This is a genomic window from Streptococcus sp. CCUG 71758, from assembly GCF_011714815.1.
Lineage (GTDB): Bacteria > Bacillota > Bacilli > Lactobacillales > Streptococcaceae > Streptococcus > Streptococcus halitosis.
Genome location: NZ_RXXO01000002.1, coordinates 282,602 through 302,314, shown reverse-complemented (window position 1 = coordinate 302,314; position 19,713 = coordinate 282,602). Strand labels below are relative to the sequence as shown.

Annotated in this window: 22 protein-coding genes; 2 read left to right on the top strand and 20 right to left on the bottom strand. The window is 41.3% G+C overall.

Going from position 1 to position 19,713, the window contains the following annotated elements; all coding sequences use genetic code 11:
* Positions 1 to 51: 51 nt before the first annotated feature.
* Both EKB01_RS05010 and EKB01_RS05005 read left to right on the top strand, forming a co-directional pair.
* Positions 52 to 1,617 carry an ABC transporter substrate-binding protein/permease gene (locus EKB01_RS05010; RefSeq protein ID WP_167265872.1) on the top strand — a complete coding sequence of 522 codons (1,566 nt, stop codon included), beginning with the start codon at positions 52 to 54 and terminating at the stop codon, positions 1,615 to 1,617.
* Entirely contained in the window at positions 1,614 to 2,354 is a 741-nt protein-coding gene (locus EKB01_RS05005; RefSeq protein WP_167265870.1) for an amino acid ABC transporter ATP-binding protein, read from the top strand. The genes EKB01_RS05010 and EKB01_RS05005 overlap by 4 nt, the downstream gene beginning before the upstream one ends.
* A gap of 92 nt (positions 2,355 to 2,446) precedes the next feature.
* Here the strand turns inward: EKB01_RS05005 and EKB01_RS05000 are convergent, their stop codons facing one another.
* The 20 genes from EKB01_RS05000 to EKB01_RS04905 all read right to left on the bottom strand — a co-directional run bounded on the left by EKB01_RS05000 (position 2,447) and on the right by EKB01_RS04905 (position 19,711).
* Positions 2,447 to 2,662: a hypothetical protein gene (locus tag EKB01_RS05000; protein ID WP_000241003.1), complete on the bottom strand. Its 216-nt coding sequence runs from the start codon at positions 2,660 to 2,662 to the stop codon at positions 2,447 to 2,449.
* Between the two features lie 106 nt (positions 2,663 to 2,768).
* Positions 2,769 to 3,665 (bottom strand): SPFH domain-containing protein, encoded by an 897-nt coding sequence (locus EKB01_RS04995; protein WP_000244063.1) that lies wholly within the window; start codon positions 3,663 to 3,665, stop codon positions 2,769 to 2,771.
* Positions 3,666 to 3,747: 82 nt separating this feature from the next.
* Positions 3,748 to 4,998 carry a threonine ammonia-lyase IlvA gene (gene ilvA, locus EKB01_RS04990; RefSeq protein ID WP_084853482.1) on the bottom strand — a complete coding sequence of 417 codons (1,251 nt, stop codon included), beginning with the start codon at positions 4,996 to 4,998 and terminating at the stop codon, positions 3,748 to 3,750.
* A 79-nt stretch (positions 4,999 to 5,077) separates the two neighbouring features.
* On the bottom strand, positions 5,078 to 6,100 hold the full coding sequence (gene ilvC, locus EKB01_RS04985) for a ketol-acid reductoisomerase (RefSeq protein ID WP_000290683.1): 1,023 nt from the start codon (positions 6,098 to 6,100) through the stop codon (positions 5,078 to 5,080).
* A 90-nt stretch (positions 6,101 to 6,190) separates the two neighbouring features.
* Positions 6,191 to 6,667, bottom strand: a complete 477-nt coding sequence (gene ilvN, locus EKB01_RS04980) for an acetolactate synthase small subunit (RefSeq protein WP_001253806.1) — start codon at positions 6,665 to 6,667, stop codon at positions 6,191 to 6,193.
* A complete protein-coding gene (locus EKB01_RS04975) occupies positions 6,660 to 8,360 on the bottom strand; it encodes an acetolactate synthase large subunit (protein ID WP_167265860.1) in 1,701 nt (566 codons plus the stop codon). The genes ilvN and EKB01_RS04975 overlap by 8 nt, the downstream gene beginning before the upstream one ends.
* A gap of 330 nt (positions 8,361 to 8,690) precedes the next feature.
* Positions 8,691 to 10,772, bottom strand: coding sequence for an elongation factor G (gene fusA / locus EKB01_RS04970; protein ID WP_167265858.1), 2,082 nt, complete (start codon positions 10,770 to 10,772; stop codon positions 8,691 to 8,693).
* Between the two features lie 275 nt (positions 10,773 to 11,047).
* A complete protein-coding gene (gene rpsG, locus EKB01_RS04965) occupies positions 11,048 to 11,518 on the bottom strand; it encodes a 30S ribosomal protein S7 (protein WP_000087873.1) in 471 nt (156 codons plus the stop codon).
* 19 nt (positions 11,519 to 11,537) lie between these two features.
* Entirely contained in the window at positions 11,538 to 11,951 is a 414-nt protein-coding gene (gene rpsL / locus EKB01_RS04960; RefSeq protein WP_001142332.1) for a 30S ribosomal protein S12, read from the bottom strand.
* 317 nt (positions 11,952 to 12,268) lie between these two features.
* Entirely contained in the window at positions 12,269 to 12,868 is a 600-nt protein-coding gene (locus EKB01_RS04955) for a response regulator transcription factor (RefSeq protein WP_000772064.1), read from the bottom strand.
* 1 nt (position 12,869) lies between these two features.
* Complete coding sequence (locus tag EKB01_RS04950; protein ID WP_167265856.1) at positions 12,870 to 13,967, bottom strand: sensor histidine kinase; 1,098 nt, start codon at positions 13,965 to 13,967, stop codon at positions 12,870 to 12,872.
* Positions 13,968 to 13,971: 4 nt separating this feature from the next.
* Positions 13,972 to 14,706, bottom strand: a complete 735-nt coding sequence (locus EKB01_RS04945) for an ABC transporter permease (protein ID WP_167265854.1) — start codon at positions 14,704 to 14,706, stop codon at positions 13,972 to 13,974.
* Between the two features lie 12 nt (positions 14,707 to 14,718).
* Positions 14,719 to 15,594, bottom strand: coding sequence for an ABC transporter ATP-binding protein (locus tag EKB01_RS04940; protein WP_167265852.1), 876 nt, complete (start codon positions 15,592 to 15,594; stop codon positions 14,719 to 14,721).
* Positions 15,581 to 15,775 carry a hypothetical protein gene (locus EKB01_RS04935; RefSeq protein ID WP_000709165.1) on the bottom strand — a complete coding sequence of 65 codons (195 nt, stop codon included), beginning with the start codon at positions 15,773 to 15,775 and terminating at the stop codon, positions 15,581 to 15,583. Before EKB01_RS04935 ends, EKB01_RS04940 begins: the two co-directional genes overlap by 14 nt.
* Positions 15,772 to 15,978, bottom strand: coding sequence for a hypothetical protein (locus EKB01_RS04930; protein ID WP_000390701.1), 207 nt, complete (start codon positions 15,976 to 15,978; stop codon positions 15,772 to 15,774). The genes EKB01_RS04935 and EKB01_RS04930 overlap by 4 nt, the downstream gene beginning before the upstream one ends.
* Positions 15,979 to 16,101: 123 nt before the next feature.
* Positions 16,102 to 17,769 carry a DAK2 domain-containing protein gene (locus EKB01_RS04925; RefSeq protein ID WP_084849956.1) on the bottom strand — a complete coding sequence of 556 codons (1,668 nt, stop codon included), beginning with the start codon at positions 17,767 to 17,769 and terminating at the stop codon, positions 16,102 to 16,104.
* 2 nt (positions 17,770 to 17,771) lie between these two features.
* Complete coding sequence (locus EKB01_RS04920; RefSeq protein WP_000216435.1) at positions 17,772 to 18,137, bottom strand: Asp23/Gls24 family envelope stress response protein; 366 nt, start codon at positions 18,135 to 18,137, stop codon at positions 17,772 to 17,774.
* 152 nt (positions 18,138 to 18,289) lie between these two features.
* Positions 18,290 to 18,478: a 50S ribosomal protein L28 gene (gene rpmB, locus EKB01_RS04915; RefSeq protein WP_001140948.1), complete on the bottom strand. Its 189-nt coding sequence runs from the start codon at positions 18,476 to 18,478 to the stop codon at positions 18,290 to 18,292.
* Positions 18,479 to 18,584: 106 nt separating this feature from the next.
* Complete coding sequence (locus EKB01_RS04910) at positions 18,585 to 19,259, bottom strand: hypothetical protein (RefSeq protein ID WP_084849957.1); 675 nt, start codon at positions 19,257 to 19,259, stop codon at positions 18,585 to 18,587.
* Between the two features lie 5 nt (positions 19,260 to 19,264).
* Entirely contained in the window at positions 19,265 to 19,711 is a 447-nt protein-coding gene (locus EKB01_RS04905) for a LytTR family DNA-binding domain-containing protein (protein WP_000776578.1), read from the bottom strand.
* Positions 19,712 to 19,713 lie beyond the last annotated feature (2 nt).

Genomic DNA, 19,713 nt, shown 5'->3' with positions numbered 1-19,713 from the left:
TTTTAGATACAATAGAGAGAAGTCATTTTTAGACTAGAAATAGGAGAAAACATGAAAAAATTATGCTTATCTATTCTTGCTAGCCTAGCCCTTACATTAGGACTAGCTAGCCAAGTCCAAGCCGACGAATATTTACGCATCGGAATGGAGGCAGCTTACGCTCCCTTTAACTGGACCCAAGACGACGATAGTAATGGTGCTGTTAAAATCGACGGTACCAATCAATATGCCAATGGCTACGATGTCCAAATCGCTAAAAAGATTGCCAAAGACTTAGGTAAGGAGCCTTTGGTCGTTAAAACCAAGTGGGAAGGACTTGTCCCAGCCCTTACTTCTGGCAAAATCGATATGATTATTGCAGGTATGAGCCCAACGGCTGAACGCAAACAAGAAATTGCCTTTTCAAGCAGTTACTATACCAGTGAACCTGTCCTATTGGTCAAAAAGGACTCTGCCTATGCGAATGCCAAATCTTTGGAAGACTTTAGTGGAGCAAAAATCACGTCTCAACAAGGTGTTTATCTTTATGACCTGATTTCCCAAATTCCAGGTGCCAAAAAAGAAACAGCTATGGGTGACTTCGCCCAAATGCGTCAAGCTCTGGAGGCTGGTGTTATTGATGCCTATGTTTCTGAACGACCTGAAGCAATGACCGCTGAGTCTGCTAACGCTAAGTTCAAAATGATCCAACCTCAACCAGGTTTCAAAACTGGCGAAGAAGATACAGCTATTGCCATTGGACTTCGTAAAGATGACAGCCGTATCAACCAAATCAATGCGAGCATCGAAACCATCTCAAAGGATGAGCAAGTAGCCCTCATGGATCGTATGATCAAAGAGCAACCTGTGGAGTCTACAACAACAGAGGAAGAAAGTAGTTTCTTTAGCCAAGTCGCTAAGATCCTTTCTGAAAACTGGCAACAACTCTTGCGTGGTGCTGGTATCACACTCTTAATCTCCATTATCGGAACCATCATAGGTCTCCTTATCGGACTTGCAATCGGGGTCTTCCGTACTGCTCCACTATCTGAGAATAAGGCAATGTACGCCCTACAGAAACTAGTCGGTTGGATTCTCAATGTCTATATTGAAATCTTCCGTGGTACACCGATGATTGTTCAATCCATGGTTATCTACTATGGAACTGCTCAAGCTTTTGGTATTAACCTTGACCGGACACTAGCTGCTATCTTCATCGTCTCAATCAATACGGGTGCCTACATGACAGAAATCGTCCGTGGTGGTATACTGGCAGTTGACAAGGGACAATTTGAAGCCGCAACCGCTCTTGGTATGACCCACAATCAAACCATGCGTAAGATTGTCCTACCTCAGGTTGTCCGTAATATTCTACCTGCTACTGGTAATGAGTTTGTCATCAATATCAAAGATACCTCTGTATTGAACGTTATTTCAGTTGTTGAGCTTTATTTCTCAGGAAATACTGTAGCAACACAAACCTATCAATACTTCCAGACCTTTACCATCATCGCCGTGATTTACTTTGTCCTCACCTTTACTGTGACCCGTATCCTACGCTTCATCGAACGTCGTATGGACATGGATACTTACACTACAGGTGCTAACCAAATGCAAACGGAGGATTTGAAAAAATGACACAACCAATTCTTGAAATCAAACACCTCAAAAAATCCTATGGGCAAAACGAAGTGCTAAAAGACATTTCTCTCACCGTCCATAAAGGAGAGGTTATTTCCATCATCGGGAGCTCAGGAAGTGGAAAATCAACCTTCCTTCGTTCGATTAATTTACTAGAAACACCTACAGAGGGTGAGATTCTCTATCGAGGAGAAAATGTCTTAGAAAAAGGCTATAACCTCACCCATTATCGTGAAAAGCTCGGTATGGTTTTCCAATCTTTCAATCTCTTTGAAAATCTGAATGTCCTCGAAAATACCATCGTCGCCCAAACGACAGTACTCAAACGTGACCACTCTGAAGCTGAAAAAATTGCCAAAGAGAATCTTGAAAAAGTTGGTATGGGAGAACGTTACTGGCAAGCCAAGCCGAAGCAACTTTCAGGTGGACAAAAGCAACGTGTAGCTATCGCTCGTGCACTCTCCATGAATCCTGACGCCATTCTCTTCGACGAACCAACATCTGCCCTTGACCCCGAAATGGTCGGAGAAGTCCTCAAAATTATGCAGGACCTAGCTCAAGAAGGCTTGACCATGATTGTTGTAACCCACGAAATGGAATTTGCTCGCGACGTCTCCCATCGTGTCATCTTCATGGACAAGGGAATCATTGCAGAAGAAGGTAAACCTGAAGAACTCTTCACGAACCCTAAAGAAGAAAGGACAAAAGAATTCCTTCAGCGTTATCTCAATTAATAAATAAAGACTGCATACAGAATGCAGTCTTTTTAGTTTGTAATTGTAAAGAAAAGGCAGACTCGATTCAGGAATCTGCCTGTAACCACAGTTCAATCTTCAAATTTTTCATGATTTTTTTCATAGAAATCGATTAAACTAAGAGCTGTTTCAAATGAAATATTTTTAACTTTTGCGCGTCCTTGTGCTAGAGCAATGATAGACATTTCACGCGCATTCGTTTCTTTAGAGATACGGTAACCTGTGATCTTCTTATCACGGACCCAGCCAACAACTGCTTCTACCTTTTCAAAGTTTGACTTAACCATGTTCTTCTCCTGAATTATTCTTTACAATTCTTAATTGTATACGTTTTTATTTCATCTGTCAATAAAAAAACATATATTCGTCACAACTATATTATTCTGCATATTTTTATTTGGCTTTTAAAGCCGATAATATATGAGTTCTTATATCTTCAACTCCATTAGGATTTGCTGGTAGGAAGATTGTATTATTTCCTTCTTTTTCTGCAAAATTATTCAATGTGTCTAAATACTGGTTCGTTAATAGGATAGACATGATTTGTTCTTCAGTCAGCTCAACATTAGCTCCCTTTAACTCTTTGATAGAATCAGCTAGTCCGTCAACAATTGCTTTACGCTGCTCTGCAATCCCTACACCATGTAGGCGATCTTTTTCTGCTTCTGCTTCTGCTGCGGTCACGATTTTAATCTTATCTGCTTCAGCAAGTTCTTGCGCTGCAACTCTCTTACGTTGAGCTGCGTTAATTTCATTCATGGATTGTTTTACTTCAGCATCAGGTTCAACCTTAGTAATCAGCGTTTTGACAATGATATACCCATACGTAGACATTTCTTCAGCCACTTGTTTTTGAACTTCTAAGGCGATTTCATCCTTCTTCTCAAACAACTCATCTAGGGTTAGCTTTGGTACAGATGAACGCAAAGCATCTTCAATATAGGATTTAATTTGGGCTTCTGGACGCATCAATTTATAATAGGCATCTGTGACGTTGTTTTCATTTACTCGATACTGAGTTGCTACATTCATCGTTACAAATACATTATCTTGCGTCTTTGTCTCTACAACAATCTCACTTTGCAACAAGCGTAGTTGAACTCTTGCCGCAATCCTATCAATCCCAAAGGGAGCCCGCAAATGAATACCACTATTGCTCAACTTTTGGTATTTACCAAAGCGTTCTATGATAGCGACAGATTGTTGTCGAACCACATATACAGAACTAATCGTAATCACTGATGCAATCACCACTAAAAACAATAAAACAAGTAAAATTTGTAAAACCATGGGAATCTCCCCCTTTCATCACCCTCATTATAACACCATCGTTATCATTACGCAAATAATATGATAATAATTTTATTTTAGTTTAAACTAACATGTTATACAATGTTTCGTTTCCATTCAAATTAATATAAGACGGGTCAAACTTTTCCATACGATGAATCAATCCAGCATAATCATGCTTATTGGCAAGAGCAATCCCAATCAATACAGGGCCTGTCCCCTTGCTTGCTCGTTTGATATATTCAAAACGAGTGATGTCATCATTTGGCCCCAAAATGTCATTTACAAACTCTCGGAGAGCTCCTGGACGCTGTGGGAAATTCACTACAAAGTAATGCTTGATTCCATCGTAAATCAAGGCACGTTCTTCCATCTCTGGCATGCGGTTGATATCGTTATTTCCTCCAGAAATAATACAACAAATCGTCTTGCCTTTGATATAGTCTGATAAAACTTCCAAGGCTGCAACGCTGGCAGCTCCGGCTGGTTCTGCTACAATACCTTGTTTGGAATAAAGATCAATCAAGGTTTCAGAAATCAATCCCTCGTCCACCCCAATCAGCGTTTCAACATTCTTTCGGGTCGCTTCATAGGTCAACTGTCCAACTTTCTGTACAGCTATCCCATCAGCAAACTTATCAATTTCTTTGAGTTTAACTGGTCCCCCAGCCTCAAAGGCAGCTTTCATAGAGCGGGCTCCATTGGCTTCTACCCCAATCACTTCAATAGTCGGGTTGGTTTCCTTGATGTAAGTTGAAACACCGGCAATCAATCCACCACCGCCTACTGGTACAAGTACTGTATCAAAATCAATAGACTCTTTACGGGCTTCTTCAAGAATCTCATAAGCGACAGTCCCTTGACCAGCCTGAACATGCGCATCATCAAAAGGATCAATGAAGGTGCGGTTTTCAGAAACTGTAAATTCTTGTGCTGCCTTAGCAGAAGCATCAAAGGTATCCCCAACTAACTTAATTGTCACAAAATCACCACCAAAAAAGCGGACCTGTCCAATCTTTTGTTGCGGTGTTGTGATGGGCATAAAGATGGTTGCAGGAATTTTCATCTCATTACAAGTATAGGCGACACCTTGGGCGTGATTTCCTGCAGAGGCACAGACTACACCACGCTCACGTTCTTCTTTTGATAGTTGAGAGATGGCATAATAGGCTCCGCGAATCTTAAAGGAACGAACACGCTGGGCATTCTCCTTCTTCAAATAAATCTTAGCACCATACTTCTCCGATAAATAATGATCATAATCAAGCGGAGTATTGACTACTACACCACTCAATACTTTGTGGGCTTTCACCACGTCTTTTGCACTTAGCATTGTCTCCTCCTCAAATACTTTTTAAGATAAAAAGCGAGTTAGGTACCCCCAACTCGCCTTCTGTTTTTCTTCACAAGAATTAGTTGTAGATTTTGAATGCGTCGTCGTCATTTTTACCAACGAATGGCATTGCTTTACGCAATTCAGCACCAACTTTTTCAATTTCAAGGTTAGCTGCTTGTTCACGGTAAGCAGTCAATTTTGGACGTCCAGCCTTGTAGTCATTTACAAAGTCATTTGCAAATTTACCATTTTGGATATCTGCCAAGACAGCTTTCATGTTTTCTTTAACTTGCTCAGTAATCACACGTGGACCTGATACATAGTCACCGTATTCAGCAGTGTTAGAAATTGATTGACGCATTTTCTTGAATCCACCTTCATAGATCAAGTCAACGATCAATTTCATTTCATGAAGAACTTCAAAGTAAGCCAATTCTGGGGCGTATCCTGCTTCTGTCAAGACTTCAAAACCTGCTTCGATAAGGGCAGTCAAACCACCACAAAGTACAGCTTGTTCACCAAACAAATCTTCTTCAGTTTCTTCTTTGTAAGTTGTTTCAAGCAAACCAACACGAGCTGCTCCAACACCTTTACACCAGTCCATAGCAATATTTTTCGCATTTCCTGTAGCGTCTTGGTATACTGCATAAAGAGCTGGAACACCAAAACCTTCTTCGTAAGTACGACGTACCAAGTGTCCTGGTCCTTTAGGAGCACACATGAAGACATCTACATCTGCAGGAACTTTGATAAATTCAAAGTGGATGTTGAAACCATGGGCAAATCCAACTGCATTTCCTGCTTCCAAGTTTGGAGCGATTTCTGCTTCGTACAATTCTTGTTGGATTTCATCTGGTGCCAAGATCATGATAACGTCAGCCAATTTAGTTGCTTCTGCTACTGTGTAAGTGTCAAAACCATCTTCTTTTGCTTTGTCAAAAGATTTACCTGGGCGCACACCGATGATGACATCACGACCTGAATCACGCAAGTTTTGCGCATGCGCATGTCCTTGTGAACCATAACCGATTACGGCGATTTTTTTACCGTCAAGCGCTGCTACTTTAACATCTTTTTCGTATTCCATTTGAACTGCCATAGTTTTTCTCTCTTTTCTATTATTTATTGTCTTTTAGGCTAGTTTAACAAATTTATGCTGGATTTTATACTCAATAAAAATCAAAGAGTATTAGTCGCGGGTAAATCCAGTTGCACCCGTACGAGCGATATTTTTGATACCATATGGTCGAATCACTCGCAATAAAGCTTCACTCTTTTCAGCATTTCCAGTCATCTGAATAGTGATGGAGCTTGGAGCCACATCTACTACCGTTGCACGGAAAGGTTGGATAATGGCCAAGATTTCTGCACGCTTTTCAGCAGGAGCAGATACCTTCACCAAGATAACTTCTCTTTCCAAGTGTGGTTTATCTGTGATATCTCGAATGCGAATCACATCAATCTGACGATTCAGTTGTTTAATGATTTGCTCTACTTCATCGTGTGAAGCTACATCGATAATGATGGTAATCCGTGATACATCAGGATTCTCTGTCGCACCAACTGAGATACTCTCAATATTGACTTGACGACGTGAAAGGACACCTGTAAAACGATTGAGGACTCCTGAACGATTTTGTAGTTTTGCTGTTAACATTCTACGCATGGAACTTCACCCCCAACATCTCATGATTGCTCTTACCAGCTGGTACCATCGGTAAAACCTGTTCCTTACGAGAAATATCCACCTCGATAAACATGGGCACATCCTCCAGAATGACTGCTAGATCCTTCTCTAGCGTCTCCGGATTATCAAATTTATAGTTTTTGATGCCGTAAGCCTGTGCCATCAGCTGGAAGTCAGGAAGTGTATCAAAGACCGACTCGGAAGTTCTACCCTCATAGAAGGATTCCTGCCACTGACGAACCATTCCTAGGGAGTGGTTATTCAACATGACAACCTTAATCGGTACCTTGTAGATGTTTAGGATTGCTAGCTCTTGGTTGGTCATTTGGAAACCACCATCACCGACAAAAAGGATAACTTCTTTTTCCGGATTGGCAATCTTAGCTCCGATAGCTGCAGGAACTCCGAATCCCATGGTACCCAAACCACCTGAAGTGACTAACTGGCGCTCATTTTGGTAAGGATAATACTGAGCCGTCCACATTTGGTGTTGACCAACGTCAGTTACAACAATGGCATCTCCATTCGTCAACTCACCGATGCGTTCAATAACGGCCTGCGGTTGAACCACACGTTCTTTCTTATCATAAGAACGAACTCGATTCTTGTCCTTGGTGACTTTTTCAATCCATTTCTCAGTATTGTTATGAACAGTTGGTTCTGCTAAAAGCATCTGCAAGGCTTTCTTAGCATCGCCCACCACAGGAATATCTGCTCTGATAATCTTGCCAATCTCAGCTGGGTCAATATCAATGTGGGCAACCTTAGCATTCTTCGCAAAGGTCTTAGGATTTCCAGTCAAGCGGTCATCGAAACGGCAACCAATACTAATCATAAAATCGGCTTCCGTCATTGCAATGTTGGCTGCGAAAGACCCGTGCATCCCCCCCATTCCTAGGAAGAGCGGATGACTCGTTGCAATCGTACCTTGTCCTAAAAGACTGGTCACGACTGGAATTTGGTAGCGTTCTGCAAACTCATTGAGTTCTGTAGCTGCTTCTGCATAACTAACTCCACCACCTGCTAATAAAACAGGTTTCTTGGCTTTTGACAATTGCTTCAAGATTTTCTTGATTTGCATGTCATTTGGCTCCAGAGTCGGCTGATAGCTTGGCAAATTCACTTCGGGTGAATAGATGAAATCTGTCTCTAAGGCAGATACGTCTTTTGGTAGGTCAATCACGACAGGCCCTGGACGACCTGTCGTTGCGATATGAACAGCTTCTGTAATGATGCGAGGAATATCTGCCGTCTCACGAACTTGGTAATTGTACTTAGTGATTGGCATGGTAATTCCCACGATGTCCGCCTCCTGAAAGGCATCTTTCCCAATCCCTGCTCGCGCCACCTGACCCGTAAAGACCAAAAGGGGAACGCTATCGCTCATGGCATCTGCAATCCCTGTAATGGCATTTGTAGCTCCCGGTCCACTCGTGACGACAGCAACACCCAACTTTCCAGTTGATTTGGCATATCCTTCAGCTTCGTGCAAACAACCTTGCTCATGGCGTCCTAAAATGTGACGAATACCTTTAAAATTGTATATCGCATCATACAAAGGTAAGACTGCACCACCAGGATAGCCAAATATGGTATCAATTCCTAAATCACGAAGTGTTTCCAAAACTAGATCCGACCCCGTCTTAGGAGATTCTAAACTGATTTTCTCCATTGTTCCCCTTTCTCTTCTCTTAAAAATAGCTTGTTACTATCATACCATTTTTTCAAAAATTTTCAAGACAAAAGAAGCAATTTTCTGAATTTTCTATCTAAAAGTGTATTTATGAACTTTTTTATCATTTTTATTAACATATCATCAAAATAAGGAACTTTTCCTTACTTTCATTTATTAAATCAGTCTAATTTCTTCCTACATGGGATGGAAGTTGGCAAGATTTTCATTTAATTCCTAAATTTCCATAATATATTCAGCAAATCTGTGTGAAATAAAGGTAATAAAAAAGGAAGCCACTATGTGACTTCCTTCTATTGCGAAGACAGATTATTCTTCACCTTTGTTTTTCTTAATGATTTCTTCTTGTACTGACTTAGGTACATCTTCATAGTGGTCAAATACCATCATGAATGTACCACGTCCTTGAGATGCAGAACGAAGAACTGTTGCGTAACCGAACATTTCAGCAAGTGGAACGTAAGCACGAACGATTTGGCTGTTACCGTGTGCTTCCATACCATCTACACGTCCACGACGAGCAGTTACGTGACCCATAACATCACCAAGGTTTTCTTCTGGAACAGTGATTGTTACAAGCATCATTGGTTCAAGGATAGCTGGTTGTGCAGTCTTAGCAGCTTCTTTAAGTGCAAGAGATGCAGCAATCTTGAAGGCAGTTTCAGATGAGTCGACATCGTGGTATGAACCATCGTAAAGTTTAGCTTTAACGTCAACAATTGGGTAACCTGCAAGAACACCGTTAGCCATTGCTTCTACAAGACCTTTTTCAACCGCTGGGATAAATTCACGAGGAACCACACCACCGACGATTGCGTTTTCGAATTCGAATCCTTTACCTTCTTCGTTTGGAGTAAATTCAATCCATACATCACCGAATTGACCTTTACCACCAGACTGACGTTTGAAGAATCCACGTGCTTGAGTAGAAGCGCGGAATGTTTCACGGTAAGATACTTGAGGAGCACCTACGTTCGCTTCAACTTTAAACTCACGACGCATACGGTCAACAAGGACGTCAAGGTGAAGCTCACCCATACCAGAGATAACTGTTTCACCAGTTTCAACGTTTGTTTCAACGCGGAATGTTGGATCTTCTTCAGCCAATTTTTGAAGAGCGATACCCATCTTGTCTTGGTCTGCTTTAGATTTTGGCTCAACCATCAATTGGATAACTGGTTCTGGAACGTCGATTGATTCAAGGATGATTTTAGCTTTTTCATCAGTCAATGAGTCACCAGTTGTCGTATCTTTCAAACCAACGGCAGCAGCGATATCACCTGAGTAAACAGTGTCGATTTCTTTACGGCTGTTAGCGTGCATTTGAAGGATACGTCCGATACGTTCACGTTTACCTTTAGAAGTATTCAATACGTATGAACCTGATTGAAGAACACCTGAGTAAACACGGAAGAATGTCAAACGACCTACGAATGGGTCTGTCATGATCTTGAAGGCAAGAGCTGCAAATGGCTCTTCATCAGATGCTGGACGAGTTTCTTCTTCATCTGTATCTGGGTTAACACCTTTGATTGCTGGGATATCAAGTGGGCTTGGAAGGTAGTCGATAACCGCATCAAGCATCAATTGAACACCTTTGTTCTTGAAGGCAGAACCACACAATACTGGGAAGAATTCAACGTTGATAGTTGCTTTACGGATAGCAGCTTTCAATTCTTCGTTAGTGATTTCTTCACCTTCAAGGTATTTCATCATCAAGTCTTCATCAGTTTCAGCAACTGCTTCAACCAATTTTTCACGGTATTCTTGAGCTTGGTCAAGGTATTCAGCTGGAATATCTTCTTCAAGGATATCTGTACCAAGGTCGTTAGCATAGATTTCAGCTTTCATCTTGATCAAGTCGATGATACCACGGAAGTCATCTTCAGCACCGATTGGCAATTGGATTGGGTGTGCGTTTGCTTGAAGACGGTCGTGAAGTGTGCTTACTGAGTAAAGGAAGTCAGCACCGATTTTGTCCATTTTGTTAGCAAATACGATACGTGGAACTCCGTACTCAGTTGCTTGACGCCAAACTGTTTCAGTTTGAGGCTCAACACCTGATTGTGAGTCAAGAACAGTAACCGCACCGTCCAATACACGAAGAGAACGTTGTACTTCGATAGTGAAGTCCACGTGTCCTGGTGTGTCGATGATGTTTACGCGGTGGTTGTTCCATTGAGCTGTTGTCGCAGCAGATGTGATAGTGATACCACGTTCTTGCTCTTGCTCCATCCAGTCCATTTGTGACGCACCTTCGTGAGTTTCACCGATTTTGTGGATTTTACCAGTGTAGTAAAGAATACGCTCAGTAGTTGTTGTTTTACCGGCATCGACGTGAGCCATGATACCGATATTACGAGTTTTTTCAAGTGAAAATTCGCGTGCCATGAGGTTTGTTTCTCCTATTTATTTTAATTTCTATTCTATTATAACACGATTTTAATAAAAACGGATAGGCAGGACCTACCCGTTCTCAATGTTTATCTTGTTTTTGTTGGTTTCAACTTGTAGACAAGTTGAATTGAACTCGGGCTAAAGTTAATTAGCCTATTTGAGCCGGAACGGGATGCTGTGTGAAAAAGATAAACTTCCTTGTATTCGTCGAATACTGCGTCAGTTTCCTATTTTCACCTTGCATCCTTACCGTTCCTAGCATCATGATTTTACCAACGGAAGTGTGCGAAGGCACGGTTAGCTTCAGCCATACGGTGAGTGTCTTCACGTTTCTTAACTGCTGCACCAGTGTTGTTAGCAGCATCCAAGATTTCTTTTGCAAGACGGTCTTGCATTGTGTGTTCACCACGAAGGCGAGCGATGGTTACCAACCAACGAAGTCCAAGTGTTGTACGGCGTTCTGGACGAACTTCAACTGGGACTTGGTAGTTAGATCCACCAACACGACGTGCACGTACTTCAAGTACAGGCATGATGTTTTCCATTGCTGTTTCAAATACTTCAAGTGCATCGTTGCCAGTAGCTTCTTTGATTTGCTCAAAAGCACCGTAAACGATTGAAGCAGCTGTACCACGTTTACCATCAAGCATAACGCGGTTGATAAGACGAGTAACTAGTTGTGAATTGTAAAGCGGATCTGGCAATACGTCACGTTTTGGAGCTCTATTTTTACGACTCATTTCTCTTTATCCCCTTTCCTTATGCTTTTGGACGTTTAGTACCGTATTTAGAACGGCCTTGTTTACGATCGTTAACACCTGCAGTATCAAGTGCACCACGGACGATATGGTAACGTACCCCTGGAAGGTCTTTTACACGTCCACCACGAAGAAGCACCACGCTGTGCTCTTGCAAGTTGTGTCCGATACCTGGGATGTAGGCAGTAACTTCGATAAGGTTGCTCAAACGTACACGAGCAAATTTACGAAGGGCAGAGTTAGGTTTTTTAGGTGTCATTGTTCCAACACGAGTTGCAACACCACGTTTTTGTGGTGAAGAAACGTTTGTTTGAACTTTTTTATGACTGTTGTAACCAACGTTCAAAGCTGGTGATTTAGATTTTTCTACTTTTGATTTACGCGGTTTGCGAACCAATTGGTTAATTGTAGGCATCTACATTCTCCTGTGTTTTTTATTTTTGGTGATGATACACTTGGTGACAGCTACCATCTGTGTGTACTTTTGCAACATTTGTCAGCACGTCCCTGTACACTTTTGAGAGACCAAAAGTAAAAAGTACCGTCTATTATTGTAACACAATTTTTCCTTCATTGTCAAGATATTTTTCATTTTTATTCTGATCTTTTAACTCTTTGACACTAGCTTTCACCGCTTTTCTAAACCAGAAAAGGAGGCGATTTACCTCCTCCTTTCTAGTATGGATTTCCTTTGATTCAAGTTATCGTTTCGGAATTTTTTAACCCTTCTTATCAAAGCCAACCAGATTCTTTTGCAATGTTGGCTGCCTCTGTTCGATTACCAGCATCTAGTTTCGAAAGAATATTGGTGACATAGTTTCGGACGGTTCCATTTGATAGATAAAGCTGGTCTGCAATCTCTTGATTGGATAAGCCCTGAGCAATTCCCTTTAAAACAGCGATTTCTTGCTCTGTTAACGGGTTAGGATGCGTCATCACCACTTCCATCAATTCAGGCGAATATTCCTTGCGTCCTTCGAGAACAGTGTGCAAGGTTTGCATGAGGTCTGCAATGCTTCTTTCTTTCAAGACATAAGCATCCACTCCAGCCTTGACCGCACGTTCAAAATATCCGGGACGTTTGAAGGTCGTCACCACAACCACCTTTGTTTCTAGCTTTTCTGCTCGTATCCACTCCAAGACTTCGAGGCCTGTCTTAACAGGCATTTCTACGTCAAGAATGGCGATATCTATAGACTCCTTTTCTAAGAGTTGGATTGCTTCTTGGCCATCCTTGGCTTGTAGGACAGACTCTACATCTGGTTGAAAGGTAAGCAACTGGCACATAGCATCTCGCAACATACTTTGATCTTCTGCAACAAGTAATTTCATCTTAATTTCTCTCCTTATAAGGTAGCCGAACCTGCACTTCAGTCGGATGTTTCTGAATGATCACCTTTACTTCTCCTGAAAAAGGAAGGACACGGTCTCGAACGGTATGGAGTTCATCTCCTTTTAGTGAAGCAAAGCCACAGCCATCATCTCTCACTGTTAGGATGAGTTCTTTCTCAGTTCGTTCTAATTTCAAGTAAGCTTTCGATGCTTTAGCATGCTTGATGATGTTGGTCACTAACTCAAGCAAAATCATGGAGGCCGTTGATTCTAATTCCTGAGTTAGGCTAGCTGTATCTAGTTGGTGATTGATTTCCGTTTCAATTCCTGCAATTTCCAGCATTTTTTTAACAGTCGCAAACTCGGAAGCAAGGGTTCTTGTTTTAAGATTTTCGATAATTGTACGGACTTCATTCATGGATTCTTTACTGATTTGATGAATTTCTTTTAATTCTTTTTCCACTTGAGGATAGGCCTGCATTTGAAGAAGCTGGAGGGCAAGGTCCGTCTTCACACTCAACATGGCAAAGGTATGACCTAGGCTGTCATGGAGATCCTGACCGATACGACTGCGTTCGTTTTCAGCCAAGAAAAGATTGAGCTTGGCATTTTGTTTCATCTTTTCTTCTTTTAGCTCTTCTGTTATCCGAATTCGATAGAGACCAAGGGTCATTGCATCGGAAAAGATAAAGGTCACCAAGAAAAAGAGTAGCTGCCAGGGACTAACATGATTGACCATATAGATTCCGGTCAGAATAAATGGTTGCAGGACAATAAAACTGACAAAACGCCAAGAGTGAAAAGAAATCTCATCCAGCTCATAAATAAGGAGATTGGATAAATAAAAGATAAACCATGTGAAACCTGAACTTAGCCAAACAGATGTATAAAAAATGTAGACAAGCATGGACCACCATGCTAGCCACTGCACGGTGCGATTCTGACTGATTAAAACCGAATAGAAGGCAAGTACAAATAGTAGGGTCCATAGCAAGGTTAAAAGCGGGTAATCTCCAACGATGACACCCGCTATAGGAAAGATGATAAACACAATTGAAATATGAAACATATAATGAATGTTTTTAAATTTTTCCAACATAGATTTATTTTACCTCAATCCTTTTTTTCAGCTGGATTACCAGTACACCAAAGAAAACTGTATAGCCTAGCACAACCAAGGCAGAAAGAATATTAAATTCATGGTGTTCCAAATAAGTAGAGACGACCTGCATCAGTTGATAGGTTGGAGTCAGCTTTCCAAGGGATTGGAGCCATTCTGGGAAGGAATCCAAGGGGAACCACAGTCCACCTAGAACAGCCAAAGCAATATAGGCAATATTTCCAACAACCGTCATCAGTTGAGCACTGGGTAGCAAGCTCACCAAGACCCCCATGCTGATAAAGACCACGCTTCCGATCAGCAAAATAGCACCAATTACCATCCAGTCAAGCCAAGGCAGAGTCACTCCACGGACAAAATGACCAACTGAAAAGACAACTGTAATTGATAACAAGAAAGTCAGTAGGGTACTGAACAGTTTTGATACATAATATTCTACCATAGATACGGGAGAATGTTGAATCAATTTTTGCCAGTTGTTTGTCTTATCAGACTCGAGTGTGCTTGGGATACTGAAAAAAGCACTTGACATGATACTAAAGAGCGTCATGGCAAAAAGATAGGCTTGAAGAGCAATTTCTGGAATATCTGATCCTGACATCATACCAGAAAAAATAAGGTAAAACACACTTGGGAGTCCGATGGATAGCAAGTAGTAGACGGCTTGCCGTTTCATCAGAATGATTTCCACTTTCATGAGACTTGTCATATTTTTCATCGTCAATCTCCTTTAGTCTTGAGTCGTTTCGAAAATACTGTCTAAGAGAGTTCGATTGCGAACTTCAATTTCTTCAATCGTGCAGCCCTGATCTTGCAAGACTTTCCATACCTGGCTGGCTTCTTTGGTGGTGAAAGAAAGAGCATTTTGCTTGATTTCAATCTCTTGAACCTGGTCCAAAGTGCTGATAACTTCCTGATAAGTTAGAGGTACCGTAAAGTGTTTTTCTTGTTCTTCACCACGCATGGCATAAGGCGTCGTATCGCGAATCAATTCTCCCTTATGGAGGACCAAAATGCGGTCCGCCGTATGCTCCACCTCTTCGATATAGTGAGAAGAGTAGACAATGGTGACACCATTTTTCTTTAACTGATTGACAATTTCCCAAAAATGCTGACGTGTCGAGGTATCCATGGCAGCAGTTGGTTCGTCCAAAAATAGAATTTTCGGACGACCTATTAGTGCCAACACGAAAGAGAACAAACGTTTTTGCCCACCAGACAACTTGCCCGCTAGCTGATTTTTCTGTTTGTCCGAAAATCTCAGCAAGTCATCAATTTCTTGATTGGAGAGACTGTTTGGATAGATTGATTGAAAGAAGGATAAGAGTTCTTTCACTTTCAAGTCTTGAACCACCGTATTTTCTTGAGGTAAGATAGAAATAAGCTGCTTTAATCGAGGATCTGTTGGTGCAAAGCCTTGAATAGCTATCTGACCTGAGCTCACGAACTTGTCGCCCAAGAGGCAATCAATCAAGGTCGTCTTACCTGCTCCGTTAGGTCCGATCAAGGCGACACATTCACCATCGTTGATTTCAAAGGAGATGTTCCGCAAGATCTCCTTGTCTTTTATTTTCTTACTCAATTTCTCAACTTTAATCACAGTCATGAGATTCTCCTTTCAACCACTTCATTCCCATAGGGAAAACGACAAAAATCATAAATCCAAAACCCCAAGCACCACGAATAAATTGGCGAAGCAAGGTTTGGTCAAACCACCCAGTAAACATTTCCACTAACCATACCAAGAGTGACAGGCCGATAAAGAAATAGATGATTGCTTTTTTCATTCCTCAAACTCCTTTTTCACATCTCTGACTAATTTCAAACCCTCTCTGACAAGCCAAGACATCATTCCAAAGCCAGCAAATAGCTCCCAAGGAAAATGATAGAAACCCTCGTCCAATCCTGAAAACATGAGATAGGTCATAACTCCTGCTGCTACTAAGCTCACTGCGACAATCATTTTATTTTTCATTTCTTCTTCCTCCATTTCATACTTCAATTATAGTCTTTTGAAGTTAGCGGAGCTAGATGCTTCTGTCACTAGGAAATATGACAAATGTCATAAAAAAAGAAAGCTGTAAAATCAACTTTCTTTTTTATCTATTAAATTTTATTCCACACTGAAAAGATATGGATATACAGGTTGTTGACCTTGGTGAATCTCTACTTCAACATCTTCAAATTCTTCTGCGATTTCTTGGGCAATTTCATTGGCAAGTTCTTCGCTTCCGTCTTCACCGACATAGAAAGTCACGATTTCACTATCTTCGTTCAACATATGTTTCAATGTTTCTGTCAAGGTTTGGTGCATGTCAGGATTTGACACAAGGATTTTCCCATCGACCATACCAAGATTGTCATTTTCATGAATCTCTAAGCCATCAATCGTTGTATCACGAACGGCTGTTGTTACACTACCGCTGATAACATCACCAAGGGCTGCAGTCATACGTTCTTTGTTTTCTTCGATTGATTTGCTTGGATCAAAGGCAAGAAGACTGGTCAACCCTTGAGGAATTGTGCGTGCTTCTACCACAACAGCAGGTTGTTCAAGCACTTCAGCCGCAGATTGAGCTGCCATAAAGATATTTTTGTTGTTTGGCAAGAAGATAATGTTGCGAGCATTGACCTGTTCAACAGCCTTGATAAAGTCTTCTGTTGAAGGGTTCATTGTCTGACCACCTTCGATGACATAATCCACACCTTGGGCACGGAAGATATCTGCTAAACCTTGACCAGCTACTACTGCGATAAGGGCATACTCTTTTGTTTCAACAGGCTTGTTGCCTTGAGTTGCTTCTTTTTCAACTTGCGCTTCGTGTTGATTACGCATGTTGTCCACTTTTACTTTGATCAAGCTACCATATTTGAGACCTTCTTGCATGACAAGACCTGGATCTTCTGTATGGACGTGAACTTTGACGATTTCATCATCATTGACAACAAGGAGCGAGTCACCGAGTTCATTCAAGTAGTTACGGAATTCATCGTAGTCAAAGTCCTTAGAATAAGTTGGACCTTGTTTGAGAGCTACCATAATCTCTGTACAGTAACCAAAGGTAATATCCTCAGTTGCAACATGTCCAGCCACAGACTTATGGTGCTCTGCATTGATCATTTCACTCATGTTAGCAGGAGTCGCTACAAAGTCTTCAGAAGCACTGTATTCACCAGTAAGAGCTGAAAGGAATCCTTCGTAGATGAAGACCAAACCTTGACCACCTGAGTCTACCACACCAACTTCCTTAAGGACTGGAAGCATTTCTGGTGTCTTAGCCAAAGCTGCTTTTGCACCTTCCAAGGCTGCACGCATGACCTCAACAGCATCATCTGTCTCCTCGGCTTTTTTCTTAGCCCCAATAGCCGCTCCACGAGAAACAGTCAAAATGGTCCCTTCAACTGGTTTCATAACCGCTTTATAAGCTACTTCGACACCGGATTGGAAGGCAAGAGCCAAGTCTTGACCTGTTAATTCATCTTTTTCCTTGATAGCCTGAGAGAAGCCACGGAAGAGCTGAGAAGTGATAACCCCTGAGTTCCCACGCGCACCCATCAAGAGACCTTTAGCAAGAATGCTCGCTACTTCTCCAACTGTAGAAGCAGGCTTGTCTGCTACTTCTTTCGCACCATTTTCAATGGTCATTCCCATGTTTGTCCCAGTATCTCCATCTGGAACTGGAAAGACGTTCAATGAATTGACATATTCTGCTTGCTTATTCAAACGAGTTGATGCAGCCTGCACCATCTCTTGGAATAAACTGGTAGTAATTTTTGACACGATTATTCTCCTACAACTTTGATATTTTGAATGTAGACATTCACAGTCTGAGCAGTAATTCCTAGTTGATTTTCTAGACTAAAACGAACACGCTCTTGAATGTTTTTTGACACTTCGCTTATCTTTATTCCGTAGCTCAACACGGTATAAACATCAACTGCGATGCTACCATCTTCGGCTGCCTTCACGACAACACCCTTAGAATAATTTTCCTTACCAAGGAGGGCTTGGAAATTGTCTTTGAGGGCATTTTTACTAGCCATACCGACCACTCCAAAAATCTCAGTTGCGGCACCACCTACTACGGTTGCAATCACTTCATCTGTCAGTTCGATTTGACCATCTTTTGTATTAATTTTTACAGTCATTTTTTTTACCTCAACTAGTTGATACTCTATTTTATCATATTTCAGCCCAAGTGTAAAAGCAGAATGCTGTATCGGCGGATATTTACTCTATTTTTCAAATGGTTTTATCTCTAGAGCAAAAGAAAAAGACCTAAGCGGTCTTTTCATTTTTATTAAACGCGTTCAACTTTACCTGATTTCAAAGCACGAGCTGAAGCCCAAACTTTTTTAGGTTTACCATCGATAAGAACAGTAACTTTTTGAAGGTTTGGTTTTACGGCACGTTTTGTTTGGTTCATCGCGTGTGAACGGTTGTTTCCTGATACAGTCTTACGACCTGTAAAGTAACATACTTTAGCCATTGTGTTTTCCTCCTATTAGATCTAATATAGCGGATGTGCTAGCACCACATACCGTACTATGTTATCACACTTTCTCTATTTTGGCAAGGAAATTAGGAGACTTTTTTTATTTAACGTAAACAACTCCAAGTTTACCAAAGGCTACTTCTCCACGGATAATCAAGGTTTTGTTTGTTGGCGCTACAGGAGCGTCTGCCTTAGCTGCACCAAAGGAGGTTTCTACTTTCAAATCTACACGCCAGTGTTGTGGGACATAGACTGTTGCATTACCAAAAGCCACTTCGATATTCAAAGTAGCAAAATCACCTAACATCTCTGCGTTATCATAGTAGATTTTTGCATCTCCAAAAGCGACTTCAACTTGGTCATCTACAATATCTTGATCTTGCTTATAGAAAGTACCGCTTCCAAATACGACTTCCTTATCCGTAATGACTGTTTTTTCTCCATTGTACCACCATTTTTTTTCATGCCAGAACTTACTTGAATGTGTCAGATAACCAACACCGAGTACTACCAAGATGCTAGCCCAGATGAGAGAATGATTTGTAACTGGCAACAAGTCATAAGCGTAATTTGCAATGATGAGCGCCAGTAAACCTGTAAAAACTGCCGAAGTTAGATGGCGTCTAAGGATGGACTCAATGGACTTATAAGCAAAAAAAACAATTCCTAGCAAAGGCCATATCTTACCATCCAAAGAAGGAATGCCAAAATTTCCTTGCAGCAAGATCCAGGCTGCTAAAATCAATAAAACAATACCAAATGCTTTCTTTTTCATGTCTTTTACCTCATGTTTCTTAGATTTTCTTTTAGGAGGGATTGGTAATGCCGTGAGACATGAACCTCCTTGTGCGTCTGATAAAAGGAAATGGTGCCCGTTCCTGAAAAGGACTTGTCCACCGAGTATATCTGACGGATGTTTGTGATCGTTGACTTGGACACTCGACTAAAATAGCGAGGTAAGATGGACTCCAACTCATAGAGTTTGAGACGTACCTCATAGGCTTCCTTCTGGGTATGAGCGTAAATCTTGCTCCCTTCTGTTTCAAAGAAGAGAATTTCTGACAGGTCTAGATAATATTCACCTGTCCCCTTGTAAAAAGTCAACCTCGGAGCCTTTGACTCTTGCAAAAGTCGTTGCAAATCTGCAATTTCATCTGTCAAAGTGGGTGTCTTGATGACAATTTCAGTCTCCTCTAAATTGTCGTCAATCTCAATTCGTAACTTCATCA